This is a genomic window from Pedobacter sp. 22226, assembly GCF_052045455.1.
Classification (GTDB): domain Bacteria; phylum Bacteroidota; class Bacteroidia; order Sphingobacteriales; family Sphingobacteriaceae; genus Pedobacter; species Pedobacter jeongneungensis.
Map to the genome: position 1 here is coordinate 177,130 of NZ_JBQEPB010000011.1, position 18,051 is coordinate 195,180.

Genomic DNA, 18,051 nt, shown 5'->3' on the forward strand with positions numbered 1-18,051 from the left:
GATCGCCAAACGCTAACCACCTAGCTTATTCGTATTTAAGTGCATCAACAGGATTGGCATGAGCCGTTTTATAGGCCTGAAAACTCACGGTAACCAATGCCATCACCAGGGTGCCTAATCCGGCCAGCGGCATAATCCACCAGGATATTTCGGTATGGAATTCGAATTTCATCAGCCATTTATTCATTAAAAAATAACTTAAGGGAATGGCGATAATGATGGAAACCACAATCATTTTTACAAAAGAGAAAGACAGCAACTGCATTAAGTTGAATAAAGAAGCCCCTAATACTTTACGTACCCCAAACTCTTTTGTTCTTTGCTCGGCACTGTAAGCCACCAGCCCAAACAGGCCTAAACAGGAAACGAAAATGGCCAGTCCGCCGAAAAGGTTTGAAAGGATGCCGAGTGTTTTTTCGGCATTATATTTTTCGCTGTACACATTATTTAAGAAATTAATTTCTAAGGGATAAGCAGGGTTTAAAGCTTTCGTAATTCTGCTGATGGTTTCGATATTGCTTTGAAGGCTGTTATTTTCATTTAAACGCATGGTGATGTTTCCCGTTTGTTTATTATCAAAAAATACCACCATCGGGTTATTCGATTTGTATGGAGAATCCCAAACATAATCGTCGAATACGCCTATAATATTAAATTTCTCGCCAAAAATGGTAACCGTTTTGCCTACGGGATTTTTATAGTTAAAGATTTTAACAGCCGAAGCACTTACCATCACCGCGCTGGTATCAGAAGCAAAATTTTCTGAAAAATCCCTTCCGCTGGTTAATTTAATGCCATTGGTTTTAATAAAATCGTAAGTGGTAGTTACCTGGTTAAACATTTGGTTATTTGTAGCGCTCAACATGCCTTCCCATTCTATACCCGAAAAATTTCGCCCATGATGTGATAAACTCACTGACGATTGGAACATGGAGGTAACTGCTCCGGATTTTAGCAGTTCCGAACGCAGCAGTTCATATTTCGTTTTTAACTCGCCATCCTGAGGCATTTCTACCAAAGCATTTACATCAAAGCCTACAGGCCTGTTTTTAATGTACCGGATTTGTTTGTAGATTACCAAAGTGGAAATAATCAGAATTATCGCGAAACAAAACTGTCCTACCACCAATACCTGCCTTAAACTCACAGAAAAGAAAGCTTTTGACTTAATTTTTCTTTTTAAGGTTTGGATCGGGTTGAAAGACGAGAGGTAAAATGCAGGATAACTACCGGCGATTAAACCTGTGGCGAAAACTATCCCTAAAATACCCAGCCAACTGCTCCTGTTGAAATAAGACATATTCAGTTTGATGTTCAGCAGGTTATTAAAGGTTGGTAAAAAGATCTCGAGTATGGCAATTGAAAAAACCACTGCAATAAAGGTCAGCATCATTGATTCAGTTAAAAACTGAACGATCAGTGAGCCACGGTTGGCGCCAATGGTTTTCTTAATACCCACTTCTTTTGCACGTTTTTCTGATTTCGCGGTTGCCATGTTCATGAAATTGATGCAGGCAATCAACAGGATGCCAAAGGCCAGCGCAACAAAGAGATAAATCTGCTCTATGGCACCACCAACACTTTTACCATCTTCAAACTTGCCGTACAGGTGTAACTTTGCCAGTGGGAATAATACCTGCGATTGCTGGTTGTTGATGTTGTTCTTTTTCTCTATCTGCGCTATTTTTTGATTAACCAGATCTAAATTCACACTGCTTTTTAACATCACAAGTGTTATAAAACTGAAATTGTTCCAGTTGAGGTCTTTGGCGCTTTGATCAACCGTTTCGTAAAAAGACCAGGGCATTAAATAATCAAATTTATTAGAGCTGTTATCGGGCTGATCTTTAATTACACCGGTAATATTCAAATCGAAGCGATCTTTAAAACGAACCGTTTTATTCAACACGTCAGTGGTTCCGAATAATACTTTAGCAGTAGATTCGGTTAAAATAACAGAATTGGGATTGCTTAAGGCTGTATTTTCATTCCCCTGGATAAATTTATAATCGTACATTTTCAAAATGTCGGGCTCGGCGAATTTAGATTGACGCTTAAAGGCGTTTTGCCCGTTAGCAATTAAATTCCTGCCGCCGTAATCCATCCTTGCCATGTACCTGAGCTCAGGCATTCCCTGCTTAATTGCCGGACCAAATGCTGTGGTAGAGCCTTCAAAAGTCATTGAAATTTTACCGTTATCGCCCGGAATATTGGTCATGGTGGTATAAATATCTGCCGAATTTTTAGCCTGTTTATCAAAGTTCCATTCGTAGGTAACATATAACAACAAGGTTAAACAAGCAGCCAAGCCTATAGCCAGGCCAATCACATTAATAAACGAGCTGACCTTATTCTTCCAAAGGTTACGCAGTGCTATTTTTAAATTTAATCTGAACATGATAGGCTAACTGTTTAAATTGTTAAATTGGTTAATTGTTAAATTGATAACTGAAAGCTGCCAACTGTTTTACTCGTATTTAAGTGCATCAACAGGATTCGCATTTGCAACCCTAAACGATTGTAAACTCACAATAACAACCGTAAGAAAAAGCGTAATCAATCCTGATAAAATAAATGGCAAAACAGGCATGGCTATTCTAAAGGCGAAACCGTTAAGCCATTCTCTCAATATAAAATAGGCAACCGGCCAGGCAATTAAATTCGCCAGAACAACAAGTTTGGCAAATCCTTTATTTAAAAGCCCCAGAATATCAAAAATTGAGGCACCGAGAACTTTTCTGATATTAATTTCTTTACTTCTGCGCTGCGTGGTAAATGTAGCTATGGCAAAAATCCCCATTAAAGCAAGAGCAACCGTAATGATGGATAAAAATGCAACAACACTTCGGAGTTGCATCTGTTTTTGCAGCAGCTTTTCGAATGATCTATCCAACAAAGTATATTTAATCGGAAAATCGGGCTCGAGTTTTGTCCATTCTTTTTCAATCTGTGCGATAACCTCAGCCGATTTTTGCGCAGAGATATTAACCAGAACATACCGCAGCGGATTTCCTTTAATAAACTGAAAAACAATAGGTTGATATGCTTTTTCAGGACTGTAATGATTAAAATCCTTTACCAGACCGATCACTTTGACATCCCTGGTATGGAATTTAATCATTTTCCCAACCGGATTTTGAAGGTTAAAAGTTTTCGCTGCAGTTTCGGTCAGTATCAGTGAATTTAAAGTATCGGTTGCTGTTGCAGCACTAAATGGTCTTCCTTCTACAATCTTCATCCCCATCGTATTAAAATAATCTACATCAATAGAAATGAAATTGGCACTATAGGTTTTTCCCTGGTTCACGTAGCTATTTCCACCCATGTCTTCACCGGGAATATGGTCGGCCCTGCTTATGCTGTTTATACCACTGATATTTTTCAGTGTATTTTTTACTTTCTGGTAATGCGCCTCACTATCGTTTTGTAAATTAATGGCCATTACCTGCTGTGGCTTATAGCCCAAGTCCCGCTGTTGCATGTAGTTCAACTGATTATTGATGATCCAAATGCCGGAAATAAATAAAACCGCAATAGCAAACTGAAGAACAATTAACCCGTTTCTAATCCAATAACCATTATTGCTGTTCGCAAAATTTCCTTTTAGCACCCTTGCAGGGATAATATTACTGATGAGCAATGCCGGATAAAGCCCTACGATTAAGGTTATGGTTAAGAGCAACAATAAAATCTGACTGGCTATCTGGCTATAATCAGAAAAGTTACTGAGCTGGATAGCCGAGCCAATCGTATTATTGAAAGCAGGCAAGAAGAGCTCTACCATAATAATGGCTATAACCAGGCTTAATAAGCACTGAAAGGCTGTTTCTAAGATAAACTGCACACCAATCTGCATTTTATGGGCACCCAAAACTTTTCGTACCCCGGTTTCTTTAGCCCTTCTTGTAGCAATGGTGATAGATAAATTGGTAAAGTTGACAGCTGCGATAATCAATACCAGTGTAGCCACAATAAACATCAGATACATGTAACGCCCTATTCCGTTACCTGCAAATTCGTACTCAACACTGGCTTTAGTTAGGTGTATGGTTTTTACAGGTTGCAGATAAAGTTTATTTTGGCTAATGAATTCAGAAAAGCCACTTTTTTCTTCGTTTGGTAATTTGGCCAGTTCGGCGTTTAATATTTCTGTGCGGTTCTTATTTAATAAACCTTCTGTTTGTGCTACATCACTGTTTTCATTTAATTTAACATAGGTATAAAAGTTATTGCTGTAATACTCATCGCTGGCACTTTTTTTAAATCTGCGGATGAGTTTAAAATGAAAGTGTGAAGGAAATCGGGCTTCATCTACCACGGCTGTTACCGTGCAGGGCAATGTTTGATCGAGTATAATGGTTTCACCAACCGGATTTACCCCGCTTCCAAAAAGCGTTTCGCTCATTGTTTTGCTTAAAATCAGCGTTTGTGGTTTACTAAAAGCCGTTTCGGCGTTGCCATAAACCAATGGGTAATTAAATACCTTTAAAAAATTGCTGTCGGCAAGCAAAACATCGTTTACATATAAACTTTTTGTTTTTGTTTTAAGCAGCAGATCTCCAAACCAGTAATCCTGTATCCGCGTTGCGGCTTCAACCGCAGGAATTTTCTCTTTACTCACCGTTGCCATATTGCCTGGGCTTAAAGCAACATTTTCAGTTGATGACTTATAATTTACGCGATAAATGTGCTCATAACCCGAATTCCATGAATCAAATCCTTTTTCATAATTCGCATATAACATGGTTAAAATAAAAATGGTTAAGGCCACGGCCAAACCAAATATGCTGATCAAAGCATAACTTTTATTTTTCCAAAGGTTACGTAGTGCTATTTTTAAGTTTAATCTGAACATGATAGGTTAACTGTATAAATTGTTAAATAGGTTTATTGTTAAATAAATAACTGAAAACTGCCAACTGGTTTACTCGTATTTAAGCGCGTCTACAGGGTTTGCCTTTGCAACTTTAACTGATTGTACGCTTACCGTAAGTATTGCTATAATAACAGAAAGGCTTATGGCGGCAATAAATGGCAATGCTGAAACCGAAATGCGATATTCGTAACCCGAAAGCCATTTACTGATAATAATATAAGCCAGGGGAAATGCAATCAGGTTGGCAATGGCAACCAGTTTTATAAAATCTTTGTTCAATAAAGTAAGGATGTTGGCTGTACTTGCCCCTAAAACTTTACGGATGCTGATTTCTTTTTTACGCTGCTCGGCCATAAATAAGGCTAATCCTAACAAACCTAAGCAGGAAATGAAGATGGCAAAACCACCAAACCAGTTCGAAAGTGTTCCTAACAATTTTTCATCCCTGAATTTCCGTTCGAAATTATCATCAACAAATTTTATTTCGGTAGGGTATGATGGATTTAATCTTTTTACCGCTTCATTAATCTGGTTAATGGATGTTGTAATATTGTTTTTATCATTTAACCGCATAATAATGGTTGTGGCGCGACTTGTGTTTTGAGCAATAAGCAATGGAGCAGCTTTTTGATAAGGCGATTCCATTACATAATCTTTCAGTACGCCGATAATTCTCAATGGCCGGTCCCAGGTGACCATTTTACCCACAGGATCTTTCATGCCCATTACCTTAACCAGTGCCTCGTTAACGATCACATTGGCGGTATCGGCAAAATCTTTGGAGAAATCCCTGCCCTGTAAAATTTCCATGCCGGTAGTTTTGGTCAGGTCGAGGTTGGTAAACCTGAAATTGACCAGGATTTTATCTTTTTCATTTTTGCCGGGCCAGCTCACACCGTAAGTGTTGTTCCCTCCGGAAGTTAATGACATGCTATATTCTGTAGAGGCAGTTATTGCGCCAGCCTTTAGCAGTTCATCCTTTAAGATTTCGCGTTTTTCTTTTTTAGAAAATTCACCCTCGGTAGAAATCTGCACCAGGTTTGCCCGGTTGTAACCAATGGGTTTATTTTTAATATAATTTAACTGCTGATAAATTACAGCCGTACAAACAATTAAACAGGCGGCAAAAACAAACTGAAAAATCACCAGAAATTTACGGATAGATAAGGTAGAACCTCCTGAGATTTTAAAACCTTTTAAAACCTTAACCGGATCAAAAGAAGACAGGTAAAATGCGGGGTAACTTCCGGCAATAAAGGCAGTTAACAGGGTTAAACCTAAAAATACCGCCCAGAATTTATAATCGCTGTAATTAATATCGAGGGTAATTCCCAACAGGTTATTAAAGTACGGCAAACTTATTTCAATCAGTACAAAAGCCAGCAGCATACTTAAACTGGTAAGTAATACTGATTCGAACATAAACTGACCGACTAAATTTTTCCTTGAAGAACCAATGGCTTTACGCACACCCACCTCCCGCGACCTCTTTTCTGATTTAGCGGTAGAAAGGTTCATAAAATTAACGCAGGCAATTAACAGGATACAAAAAGCCAAAAGGAAAAAAATCCTCAGCTGATCAATCTTTCCGCCTACATTTTTGCCATTTTCAAATTTATCGTATAAATGCCATTTGGATAAAGGATGCATAAAAGGTTCGCCATTGGCTTCTTTATCATGCGCCTTAATCATGCCTTTCAGCTGGTTATTGGCACGGTCGAAAAAGGAATTATCCTGAAGCTGCGCAAACAACATGCAATAATTGTTGCCCCAGCCACTTTCTTTAGTCCATGGATTTAATTTTTCATACAATTTCCACGACATGACATAGTCCAGCTGAATGGTCGAATTTTTAGGCGAATCTTCGATTACACCTTCTACCCGCAAATTTTCTTTTTCATCGAGTTTTACGGTCTTGTTAATCGGATCTTCATTTCCGAACAGGCTTTTCGCCAGTGTTTCTGTCAGAACTACTCCATCAACACTATTCAGCATGGTATTTTTATCGCCTTTTAAAACTTTATAATCGAACATTTTCATAAAATCAGGATCACTGAAAACGGCGTTCTTTTTAAAATTGTTATGGTTATAAGAAACGAGCATCTGCTCTGCATACGATAAACGGCTCACTTTGGCAATGCCTGGTACTTTATCTTTTATTTCATCTCTCAACTGACCAGGAAAGGCCATAAAGCTAAAAGTTTCTGTAGCGGTTTTCTGGTTATTGTAAAGCACATAGGTTTTATCATAATCCGTAAACTGCTTATCGTAGCCATATTCGTAAGCCACATATAATAATAAAATCATGCAGCTGGCCAAACCGATGGCCAATCCACCCAGATTAATCAGCGTAAAGCCTTTGTTGCGCCACAGGTTGCGTAATGCTATTTTAAGGTTGAGTTTAAACATTGTAGGGTTAACTGTATAAATTGTTAAACTGGTTAATTGTTAAATTGCCAACTGGATTACTCGTATTTTAGTGCATCAACAGGGTTTGCTTTTGCCACTTTAACAGACTGGACACTAACGGTAAGTATGGCAATAAGTACCGACAAGGCAATAGCTACAATAAACGGCAATGCAGATATAGAGATGCGGTATTCGAAAGATGAGAGCCATTTGTTTACTATAATATAAGCCAATGGGAACGCGATGAGATTGGCAATGGCCACCAGTTTTATAAAATCTTTATTTAATAACATGAGGATATTGCCGGTGCTGGCGCCTAAAACCTTACGGATGCTGATTTCTTTTTTGCGTTGCTCTGCCATAAAAAGCGCCAGACCTAATAATCCTAAACAAGAAATAAAAATGGCGAACCCACCAAACCAGTTTGAAAGTGAGCCTAAAAGTTTTTCATTTTTAAATTTCACTTCAAAAGATTCGTTTACAAATTTGCGGTTAACAGGATAATTAGGTTCCATTTGTTTTACCAGCTCGTCAATTTTGGCCAGCGATGTGCTGATGTTTTGATTTGGATTTAAACGCGCAATGATAACCCTTGCATCGTACTTTCCATTTGACCTGAAAATCATCGGAGATACTCTCTGGTAAACACTTTCTACCACAAAATCTTTTACTATACCAACTACAGTTAGTTTATTACCCCAGAAAGTAATTACTTTGCCAATTGGATTTTTTAACTGCATCATTCTTACAGCCGCTTCATTTAACAATACGCTGGCTGTATCATTAGGAAATTTCGCAGAAAACTCCCTACCACTAATCATTTTAGTACCAATTGTTTCAACAAAATCATACCCTATTGTTCTATGGTTAAAAGAAATTTTCTCGTTCGGATTTTTACCTTCCCAATCTATGCCCGTTGTATTATCTCCACCTTCAGTAAAATCGGTACTAAAAGAAGTAACCTGAGTTGTTGCACCAGCTGCTATGAGTTGTGTTTTAAGCAATTCCAGCTTAGCAGCATCGTTCATTGTGCCAACTACTGCAATTTGAATTAAATTGGATTGATCATAACCAACAGGCTTGTTTTTAATGTAGTTAAGTTGCTGGTAAATTACTGCTGTACAAATAATTAAACATGCAGCAAAAACGAACTGGCCAACTACCAATACTTTCCTTACCGACGTGGATGAATCTGCTTTAAGTGTGAAACCTTTTAGCACCTTAATCGGTTCGAAAGACGATAGATAAAGTGCCGGATAACTTCCGGCAATTAATCCGGTTAAAATCATTAGCCCAATAAGTGTTAACCAAAACAGGCTGTTATGATAATCTATTGTTAATTTAATATCTAACAAACTGTTAAAATATGGCAAACTCACCTCAATTAAGATAAAAGCGAAAACGGTGGCGATAAATGTGATGAGCAGGGATTCTAAAAAAAACTGATTAATTAACGATTTACGTGTTGATCCGATTGCTTTACGAACGCCAACTTCTTTTGCCCTGCGTTCTGAGCGTGCCGTAGATAAATTCATAAAATTTACACAGGCGATCAGCAGGATGCAAAAGGCCAGCAATAAAAATATTTTAAGCTGATCTATTTTTCCACCTACCGATTTACCGTTTTGAAAATCATCGTATAAATGCCATTTGGTTAAAGGATGTAATAAAGCTACTGATGTGTTATCTTTTTGATTGCGTTTGTAAATGCCGTGCATCAAATTATTTGCAGTAGTGAAAAAGTTATTATCCTTTAACTGAACAAGTGTTAAACACATGTTATTGCCCCAGTTGCCTTCCTTTACCCAGGTTTCTCGTTTTTCGAATAATGCCCAGGGCATAATACATTCAAAAATTAAGCTGCTATTTGCAGGAGCATCTTCTATTACCGCTTCTACTTTTAATACTACCTCGTTTTCGAGCTTTACTGTTTTATTAATGGGATCTTCATTTCCAAATAATTTTGTTGCGAAAGATCGGGTCAGAATAATGGTATTTACATCTTTTAAAACCGTGGCTACATTACCTTCAAGAAATTTATAATCCAATATTTTAATCAAATTCTGATCGGCAAATATGGCGTTGCTATTGATCTTATTATCGCCAACAGTAATGAGTTGTTTTCTTGGATAAGTAGTATGAGAAGCATATTTAACGCCAGGAATTTTTTCCTGCACTTCTTTAGCCATTACATTTGGTGTCCACGCCCAGCTAAAAGTTTTGCCGCTTGCCTCCATATTCTGATAAACTACGTAAGTTTTATCGTGATTGGAGAACTGTTTATCGTAGCTCCACTCGTAAGCAACATAGAGCAATAAAACCATACAACTGGCTAAACCAATGGCCAGTCCTCCAATATTAATTAAGGAGAAGCCCTTGTTTTTCCAAAGGTTACGTAAGGCTATTTTAAGGTTTAATTTGAACATATTTTTAAGGTTAAGGGTTGGAAGGTTAAAAGGTTGAAGACTTTAGTGCGTTAGCCCTAAAGTTTAAAATCTTACCTCGCCAATGCCGATCCAAAATCCCCCCATCCGGGGAAGATTGTTGGCGGCTATTATTAACTAAACTAAAATCTTTTTTGAGGTTGAAGGTTGGAAGGTGGAAGCTTAAAGGCTGATATATCCCGACCTTTTACCTTAAAACCTTCAGCCTTTTACCCTTAAATCAGCTCCTCGTTCCGGCTTTTGTTGATCTTCTCCGAAATCACATGACCATCTTTCAGGTTAATGATCCGGTTGGAGAAACTCGCATCGTGGCTGGAGTGGGTAACCATTACAATGGTGGTTCCGGTTTCATTCAGTTCGCAGAGCAATTCCATTACTTCGTTACCGTGCGAGCTATCGAGGTTTCCGGTAGGCTCATCGGCCAAAACGAGTTTGGGTTTGGTTACCAGGGCCCTAGCCACGGCCACACGCTGCTGCTGTCCACCTGATAACTGCTGAGGGAAGTGTCCGCTACGGTTTACGATGTTCATCCTCTCAATAATTTCGTTTACCAGTTTTTTGCGTTCGCCAGCGGCAACTTTATTATAGATTAACGGCAGTTCGATGTTTTCAAAAACGGTTAACTCATCAATCAGGTTAAAATTCTGGAAAACAAAACCCATATTCCGCTTACGGAAATTAGAGCGTTCCCTATCGTTCAGCGTTAAAAGTTCTGTATCGATAAATTTATAACTTCCGCTTTCAGGCTTATCTAATAAACCCATCACATTTAACAGGGTAGATTTTCCGCAGCCCGATGGTCCCATAATGGAAACAAATTCGCCTGCAGCCACATGAAGGTTAATGCCGTTAAGCGCAGTAGTTTCTACCTCTTCAGTTTTGTAAACTTTTTCCAGATTTTCTATTTTAATCATTGTATCAAGTGTTTTTTAGTATCAAGTGTTTAGTATCAGGCATTTAGTATCAAGTATTAAGACCTGATTATATTATTGATTAACTTTACTTCCCATTTTTAACAAACTCCAAACTCCAAACTTATTTATTAATCACCACCTGATCATATTGGTTAAACTGGTCGTATGAAGATGTGATTACTTCGTCGCTTTTTTGTAAACCATCTAGTATTTCGTAGTACAGGTAATTTTTTCTGCCGATTTTTACGTTTTTCTTGGTTGCTTTGCCATTGTTTACCACGAATACCCATGAGCCGCCTGTGCTTTGAAAAAATTGTCCCTGTGCCAAAAGCAACGATTTGCTGTTATCAGATAACGTCAATTTGGTTTGTAAAGATAAACCACGGCGTAAACCTTCAGGTGCAGGGCCTTTAAAAACCATTTCTACCTGAAACTGACCTGCAGTAACCTCTGGAATCACTTTACTCACCGTTAAGTTATAGGTTTTGCCATTAAATTCGCAGTTAGCAGTCTGCCCTTCTTTTACCCTGTTGATATAATATTCATCCACACCTGCCTGAAGTTTATAGCCCTGTAGTACATCAATTTTACCGATCATCTCATTTGAATTGTACGATTTACCGATTACCGGATCGTAAGATGATAATTTACCTGAAACAGGTGCCTTGATGGTCATGTTTTCAATGTTTTTGCGGATCATTTCCAAACTTTCATTCATCTGGCCCATCGACTGATCGATTTGTGCCAACTGCATTTTTCTGCTCTGGTTTTCCTGTTTAACCGCCTGACGCACAATTTTCAGTTTGCCCTGGTAATATTCAAAATCCTGACTCGATTTGTTAAATTCCTGTAGCGTAATTACTTTTTTTGCAAATAAAGAACTATCTAACCTGTATTGGCGGGTGGCTGTTCTTAAACTGTTTTCTACATCCAGCACATCCTGATTAAGTACCCTTTGATTTTGCTCTAAATCAAGTCTCGATTTACGTAACTGGTTAATCTGTTCGGTAGCAGCAGTTTGACTAGAGGTATAACTCAACATCGCATTTGAATTGGAGATTCTTAACAAAGGTGTACCTTTTACAACCGAAGCACCGTTTTCGGTAAAAATTTCGGCAACGGTACCACCCTCTGATGAACTTACAATTACCGAAGTTAATGGAACAACACTGGCATTAAGCAAAACTACATCTTCAAAATCGCCATATGCTACCTTACTGATGGTTAATTTATCAGCATCGGCGCTGTAAACTTTTTTAAGTGATAAAGTGTAACCATAAATTACAACGGCTACAAAAGCAATTGCGCCACCAATAATTAATAAGGTTTTAGTGCTAAATCTTTTTTTCTCTATTTTCTTATCCATGTGTTCGGTTGTACTGTTCGGTTTGCTTTATGCCAAGCTTGTGCCAAAAGCCAGAAACACATTTAAAATACTGAAAATCAATAAATTAAAATTTTTAATCATTTTCACCTGTTCATTATCGGACAGTTAATGTGCGGGAGCGGACAGTTTTAGTATTTTTGCCCCACCCCTTCATCCCCTCCCCTTGAGGAGAGGGGGCAGGGAGGTGATTACAGGATGCAGATTTTTGGTTGTCGCTTTCTTTCGGAGAGATAAATAGCTTAAAACCATTATATTTAATAGGCTAAATTAAGTCTACTAGATATGGAGGATTATAAGAACAACCTATTTCATGGTGCCAATTCGAAGCTTTTTGAATTTTCGAAGGCATTACGGAGAAAACAAACAGACGCTGAAGAAATGATGTGGCAATGTTTGAGGAACAGAAAAATCCTGAATTTTAAATTCCGAAGGCAGCATCCAGTACATCAATATATTGCAGATTTTTACTGCCATGAGGCTAAACTAATCATTGAAATTGACGGAAGAATACACAACAATCCCGAAAATCAAGAATATGATCAAAACCGTACTGATGAACTTAAAAAGATTGGCATTAAAGTAATTCGCTTTACAAATGAGGATGTAAGCAATAACCTGGACGAGGTTGTAAATATTATCAAAAGTTACCTTTCTCTTTAAAAATGGAGAAAAAAATAATAAACCCAACAAGAACTTTGGGTTCAAACCACAAAAAACAATTCCCTCTCCTACAGGAGAGGGAGAGCAAAAAAGAATAAATAATACTAACTTTAACAGGGAGAGGTTATGCTAGACGCTACAGTTTTAATTATTGATGACGACGACGATATCCTGCTGAGTGCCCGTTTGTTTCTAAAACAACAGGTAAAGCAGGTAATTACCTGTAAATCGCCAAAAGAAATCAATGTTTTATTGAGTAAAAATGAAGTAGATATCATTCTGCTTGATATGAATTACCAAAAAGGTGCAAGTGATGGTCGCGAGGGTTTGTACTGGCTAGAACATATTTTATCTATCGATAAAGATTATGTGGTTATTTTAATGACCGCCTTTGGAAACGTAGAACTGGCTGTTAAAGCAATAAAAAAAGGAGCTACGGATTTTATTTTGAAACCCTGGGAAAACGAAAAACTTTTCGCCACCATTTCTGCAGCATCCAAACTCCGCGAATCGACCAGAAAAGTTAAAAAACTCGAAAAAATACATTCTTCCTTACAAAAAGACCTCACGAGGGGTTTTGAAAATATTGTTGGTCAGGCTGACGGTATAAAACAGCTGCAGGCTACTCTGCTCAAAGTGGCACCAACTGATGCCAATGTGCTGATTTTAGGCGAAAACGGAACGGGTAAACAGGTTTTTGCCTATGAAATCCATGGAAATTCGCAACGCAAAAACCAGGTTTTTATGCACGTTGATTTAGGCTCTTTAAACGAAAATTTATTCGAAAGTGAACTATTTGGTTATGCCAAAGGTGCTTTTACCGACGCCAAAGAAGATAAACCCGGTCGTTTCGAGCTGGCAGATGGGGGAACAATCTTTTTAGATGAGATTGGCAATTTAACTTTGCCCCTACAGTCAAAATTGCTGAGCGTATTACAAAACCGTACCGTAACCCGTTTAGGCGAAAGTAAAGAACGGAAAGTGAATGTGCGCCTGATTACCGCAACTAATATGCCTTTGAATGAAATGGTGGCTAAAAATACCTTCCGGCAGGATTTACTTTTCCGTATTAACACGGTTGAACTGTTATTGCCACCTTTACGCAAACGCGGAAGGGATATTTTACTGCTGGCCAATCATTTTATGCAGAGTTTCAGTTCTAAATATCACAAAGAAATCCGTAAATTAAGCAACAAGGCAGAAGAAGTGCTGTTAAATTATAAATGGCCAGGCAACGTGCGCGAATTGCAGCATGTGCTGGAGCGGGCTGTAATTATGAGTGACGGAAACGAGATTTCGGAAGAAGATTTACAATTAAGTCACCAGCGCTTTGCTCAGAGCAACGCAATGCCTGATGAGATGGCACTCGAAGACATGGAGAAAATGATGGTGCAAAAAGCCATCGACAAGCACAAAGGCAATATATCAAAAGCTGCTGCCGAACTTGGTTTAACCCGGGCTGCACTGTATAGAAGAATCGAGAAATTTGGAATATAAGCTTAAAGTCTAAAGACCAAAGGTTAAAGCTTTAGTCTTTCAGCTTTTAGCTTTCAGCTTAAAAAACATGTTTTACCAACGCTTTACCTTTCGTTTAATATTCCGCCTGGTGATTATCAATCTGCTGGGTTATCTCTTATTTTACCTGATTAAAAACACGCAACTCTGGTTTACCATTATTGGTGTTTCATTGATATTATTAGGGACCATTATTTCACTTTATTATTACATTAACCAGATCCGGTCGGATATTAACCGTTTCATATTGGCGGTTAAAACACGGGATCATACCCTAAATTTCAAAAATAAAGTAACTAAAGGCAGTTTTCCAGAGCTTTATGAATCATTTAGTGATATTTTAATGGTACATAAACAGATCAGGCTGGAGCAGGAAGCCATGTTTCAGCTCATCAAAACCATTCTGGAGCAGGTTCCTGTTGGCGTAATCGTAGTAAACAATACAACAGGAGAAAAGGATGAGGAAATCGCCTTCTTTAACCAGGCAGCTTCAAATCTTCTGGCTGTGCCGGCTTACAAATACTGGCATCGGTTAAAACAGCATCTTCCGGCATTTGCAATGGAAATAGAGCATATTTTAACAGGCGGAAAGCGGTTTCTGGAACTAAAAATCCAGGATAAACTGATTCAGTTATCAACAGAGGTCATCCCCTTAAATCTTTACGGGAAAAATTATACGATCATCAGTTTTCAGAATATTAAGGACGAAATTGAGCAAAAAGAAACTGAGGCCTGGAACAGATTAATAGGCGTGATTTCGCACGAAATTTTAAATTCCATTACTCCTATCAGCTCATTATCGGATACGATTAATAAAATGGTAACCGATAAAAAGAATCTCACAGAAGATGAAATGGACGACCTGAAAACGGCTTTACAGACTATACAGAGGCGTTCATCGGGCTTACTGGATTTTGTAAAAGATTACCGCTTAATTGCCGAACTGCCAACACCAAACCTCGAATCGCATACCATCGGCGAAATATTGAAACACATTAAGGTTTTGATGCAGCCATTCGCCAAGGTTAAAAATGTAGTGCTTGATGTGGAACAGACTTCTTCAAAAATTACGGTACAGCTTGATCTGAAACTGATAGAACAGGTGTTGATCAACCTGATTACCAACAGCATTTATGCCGTCGAAAATAAAGAAATGCCCTATATCAATGTAAATTACCGCCTTGAAAACACGAAACTTTATATCGATGTTACCGATAACGGAAAAGGAATTGATGCGGGAGATTTGGAAAAGATTTTCGTTCCGTTTTATACCACAAGGAAAAACGGATCGGGCATTGGGTTAACCATTAGCCGCAATATTATGAAGATGCATAAGGGAAGCATTGAAGTAATTTCCACTCCGGATAGTGGTACTACTTTTTCGCTTTTATTTAATTACGTTTAATCATTTGAATGTTTTTTTGGGCTAAAAATCCAAACAAAACCAATTTGATATGCTTTTAATGATGTAGATACATCAAATACAAGCATGAAGACAGTTATAATATCGAACAGACTACCCGTTAAAATCATTGAAGAAAACGACGAATACACGTTTATTCCCAGCGAGGGCGGACTTGCCACCGGCCTCGGCGACGTGTATAAATCAGGCAGTTCCATCTGGATAGGTTGGCCCGGAATCGAGGTTCCTGAAGAACGTCAGGAAGAAGTTACACAAAAACTCGCCGAATTAAATCTCTATCCGGTTTTCCTTACCCAAAACGAAATCAATTTATATTACGAAGGTTTTTCAAACGAGGTGTTATGGCCCGTATTTCATTACGTAGTTACTTACGCCCATTTTGAGCAAACTTATTGGGACTGCTACAAATCAGTAAACGAAAAATTTGCTAAAAGCGCTATGCAGGTGCTCCAAAGAAGAGATAAAATCTGGATCCAGGATTATCAGCTGCTCCTTTTACCGGGCATTCTGAGAGCAAAACTACCAAATGCTACCATTGGTTTCTTTCAGCATATCCCCTTCCCTTCTTATGAAATATTCAGGTTAATCCCATGGCGCGAAGAAATCTTAAACGGATTAACCGGCGCCGATTTAATCGGTTTCCATACTTACGATGATGTGCGCCATTTTATCAGCACGGCAACACGATTGCTCCCGGTAAATTCATCATCAAACGTGCTCAACAGCAATGAAAGGCAAATCGTTGTAGAAGCTTTCCCGATGGGAATAGATTATGATAAGTTTTCAAATTTAACTGCCAGCGATGAAGTAAAAAAAGAAATCGATTATTTCAGGACCGGAAAAGAAGATATGAAAGTAATCCTTTCCATCGACCGCTTAGATTACAGCAAAGGAATTTTAGAACGATTAAAAGCTTTAGAATTATTGCTGCAACTCCACCCTGAATATATTGGTAAAATTGAGCTTTTTATGATTGTGGTTCCCTCACGCGATACGGTACCGCAATACAGCGACCTGAGGGATCAGATTGATCAGTTTGTGGGCAATTTAAATGCACGTTATCGCTCCATCAACTGGATTCCGGTTAATTATTTTTATCGCTCTTTCCCTATTGAAGTATTATCGTCACTTTATGCTACCGCAGACATTTGTCTGGTTACGCCGATGCGCGATGGAATGAATTTGGTGAGTAAGGAATATGTGGCCAGCAGAAACAACAACGATGGTGTACTGATTCTCAGTGAGATGGCTGGTGCATCCAAAGAGTTAACGGATGCGGTAATTGTGAACCCGAATAACCTGGGCGACATTATGGAAGCCATAGTAACCGCATTAAAAATGCCTTTGGAAGAACAAAAACAGCGTATGACTGCCATGCGTGCAACTGTAGAAAAATTCAATGTAAAACATTGGGTAAATAATTTTATTTTAAGATTAAACGAAGTGAAAGATTCTCAAAAATCGTTACTAACAAAACATGCCGTAAATACCATTAACGAGGTAATTGCCGCAAAATATGCTAAAACATCCGACAGGGTTCTATTTTTGGACTATGATGGTACACTGGTAGATTTTACCGGAAATATTGATGATGCCTCTCCGGATGCCGAACTTTATGATTTAATCGAAAACCTGACACTTGATAAGGCCAATAAGGTTGTTATTATTAGTGGAAGGAGGCATGAAACTTTAGAAAACTGGTTTGGCCATTTAAAGGTCGACCTGATTGCCGAGCATGGTGCATGGCAAAAATCATACGGAGATAAATGGAATAGTCTCCCCCTACTTACCGATCAATGGAAACAGGAAATCAGAACCTTGTTAGAAACCTATACCGACCGCACCCCGGGATCGTTTATTGAAGAAAAAAGTTATTCTTTGGTATGGCACTACCGCAAAGCGGAAGAAGGATTGGGTGATTTAAGGGCCAATGAAATTATCAGCCACATGAAAATCCTCGCAGCAGATAAGGGTCTGCAACTGATGCCGGGTAACAAGGTAATTGAGTTTAAAAATATGGAGGTAAATAAAGGAAAAGCTGCTTTAAACTGGCTATACGATAAAGATCCTGATTTTATTCTCGCACTCGGCGATGACCATACTGATGAAGATATCTTCAGGGCGCTACCGGATGAAGCTTTTACCATTAAGGTAGGCAATAACATTTCTGAAGCTAAATATTACCTTAACGACTTTAAGGAAGTAAGAAAATTACTGTGGAGTTTGGTGAAGGAAGAGTTTGTGGAGCGCGGTTAAATAAACCGTCATTTCGAGCGAAACGCAGTGAAGTCTAACACAAAGGTCTGTGTCCCCACAGACCTTCTTTATAATAACTTTGACAACTTTAATGCATTGTGTATAATTAAAGTTGTCAAAGCTTTATGTTAATTGGAATTTAACACCAAGGTCTGTGTCCCCACAGA

10 protein-coding genes are annotated in these 18,051 nt (G+C 38.4%); 4 read left to right on the forward strand and 6 right to left on the reverse strand.

All coding sequences use genetic code 11. From position 1 onward, the window contains the following. Positions 1-25: 25 nt before the first annotated feature. The 6 genes from ACTJKC_RS22825 to ACTJKC_RS22850 all read right to left on the reverse strand — a co-directional run bounded on the left by ACTJKC_RS22825 (position 26) and on the right by ACTJKC_RS22850 (position 12,009). Positions 26-2,398, reverse strand: a complete 2,373-nt coding sequence (locus ACTJKC_RS22825) for an ABC transporter permease (protein WP_440795623.1) — start codon at positions 2,396-2,398, stop codon at positions 26-28. Between the two features lie 69 nt (positions 2,399-2,467). Next, positions 2,468-4,855, reverse strand: coding sequence for an ABC transporter permease (locus ACTJKC_RS22830; protein ID WP_440795625.1), 2,388 nt, complete (start codon positions 4,853-4,855; stop codon positions 2,468-2,470). 69 nt (positions 4,856-4,924) lie between these two features. Further along, positions 4,925-7,285: an ABC transporter permease gene (locus ACTJKC_RS22835; protein ID WP_440795627.1), complete on the reverse strand. Its 2,361-nt coding sequence runs from the start codon at positions 7,283-7,285 to the stop codon at positions 4,925-4,927. Positions 7,286-7,341: 56 nt separating this feature from the next. Further along, positions 7,342-9,711: an ABC transporter permease gene (locus tag ACTJKC_RS22840; protein ID WP_440795629.1), complete on the reverse strand. Its 2,370-nt coding sequence runs from the start codon at positions 9,709-9,711 to the stop codon at positions 7,342-7,344. A gap of 233 nt (positions 9,712-9,944) precedes the next feature. Beyond that, the gene (locus ACTJKC_RS22845) at positions 9,945-10,643 is read right to left on the reverse strand and encodes an ABC transporter ATP-binding protein (RefSeq protein ID WP_025142969.1); all 699 of its coding nucleotides are present in this window, start codon (positions 10,641-10,643) and stop codon (positions 9,945-9,947) included. A gap of 121 nt (positions 10,644-10,764) precedes the next feature. Then, positions 10,765-12,009: an efflux RND transporter periplasmic adaptor subunit gene (locus ACTJKC_RS22850; protein WP_440795631.1), complete on the reverse strand. Its 1,245-nt coding sequence runs from the start codon at positions 12,007-12,009 to the stop codon at positions 10,765-10,767. Between the two features lie 303 nt (positions 12,010-12,312). On the opposite strand from ACTJKC_RS22850, the gene ACTJKC_RS22855 reads away from it, so the two are divergent. From ACTJKC_RS22855 to ACTJKC_RS22870, 4 genes are all read left to right on the forward strand, one after another. Continuing rightward, entirely contained in the window at positions 12,313-12,690 is a 378-nt protein-coding gene (locus tag ACTJKC_RS22855; RefSeq protein ID WP_440795633.1) for an endonuclease domain-containing protein, read from the forward strand. Between the two features lie 126 nt (positions 12,691-12,816). Continuing rightward, the gene (locus tag ACTJKC_RS22860; RefSeq protein WP_440795635.1) at positions 12,817-14,187 is read left to right on the forward strand and encodes a sigma-54-dependent transcriptional regulator; all 1,371 of its coding nucleotides are present in this window, start codon (positions 12,817-12,819) and stop codon (positions 14,185-14,187) included. 67 nt (positions 14,188-14,254) lie between these two features. Beyond that, entirely contained in the window at positions 14,255-15,610 is a 1,356-nt protein-coding gene (locus tag ACTJKC_RS22865) for a sensor histidine kinase (RefSeq protein ID WP_440795637.1), read from the forward strand. Between the two features lie 84 nt (positions 15,611-15,694). Then, on the forward strand, positions 15,695-17,884 hold the full coding sequence (locus ACTJKC_RS22870; protein WP_440795639.1) for a bifunctional alpha,alpha-trehalose-phosphate synthase (UDP-forming)/trehalose-phosphatase: 2,190 nt from the start codon (positions 15,695-15,697) through the stop codon (positions 17,882-17,884). The last annotated feature ends 167 nt before the right edge of the window (positions 17,885-18,051 follow it).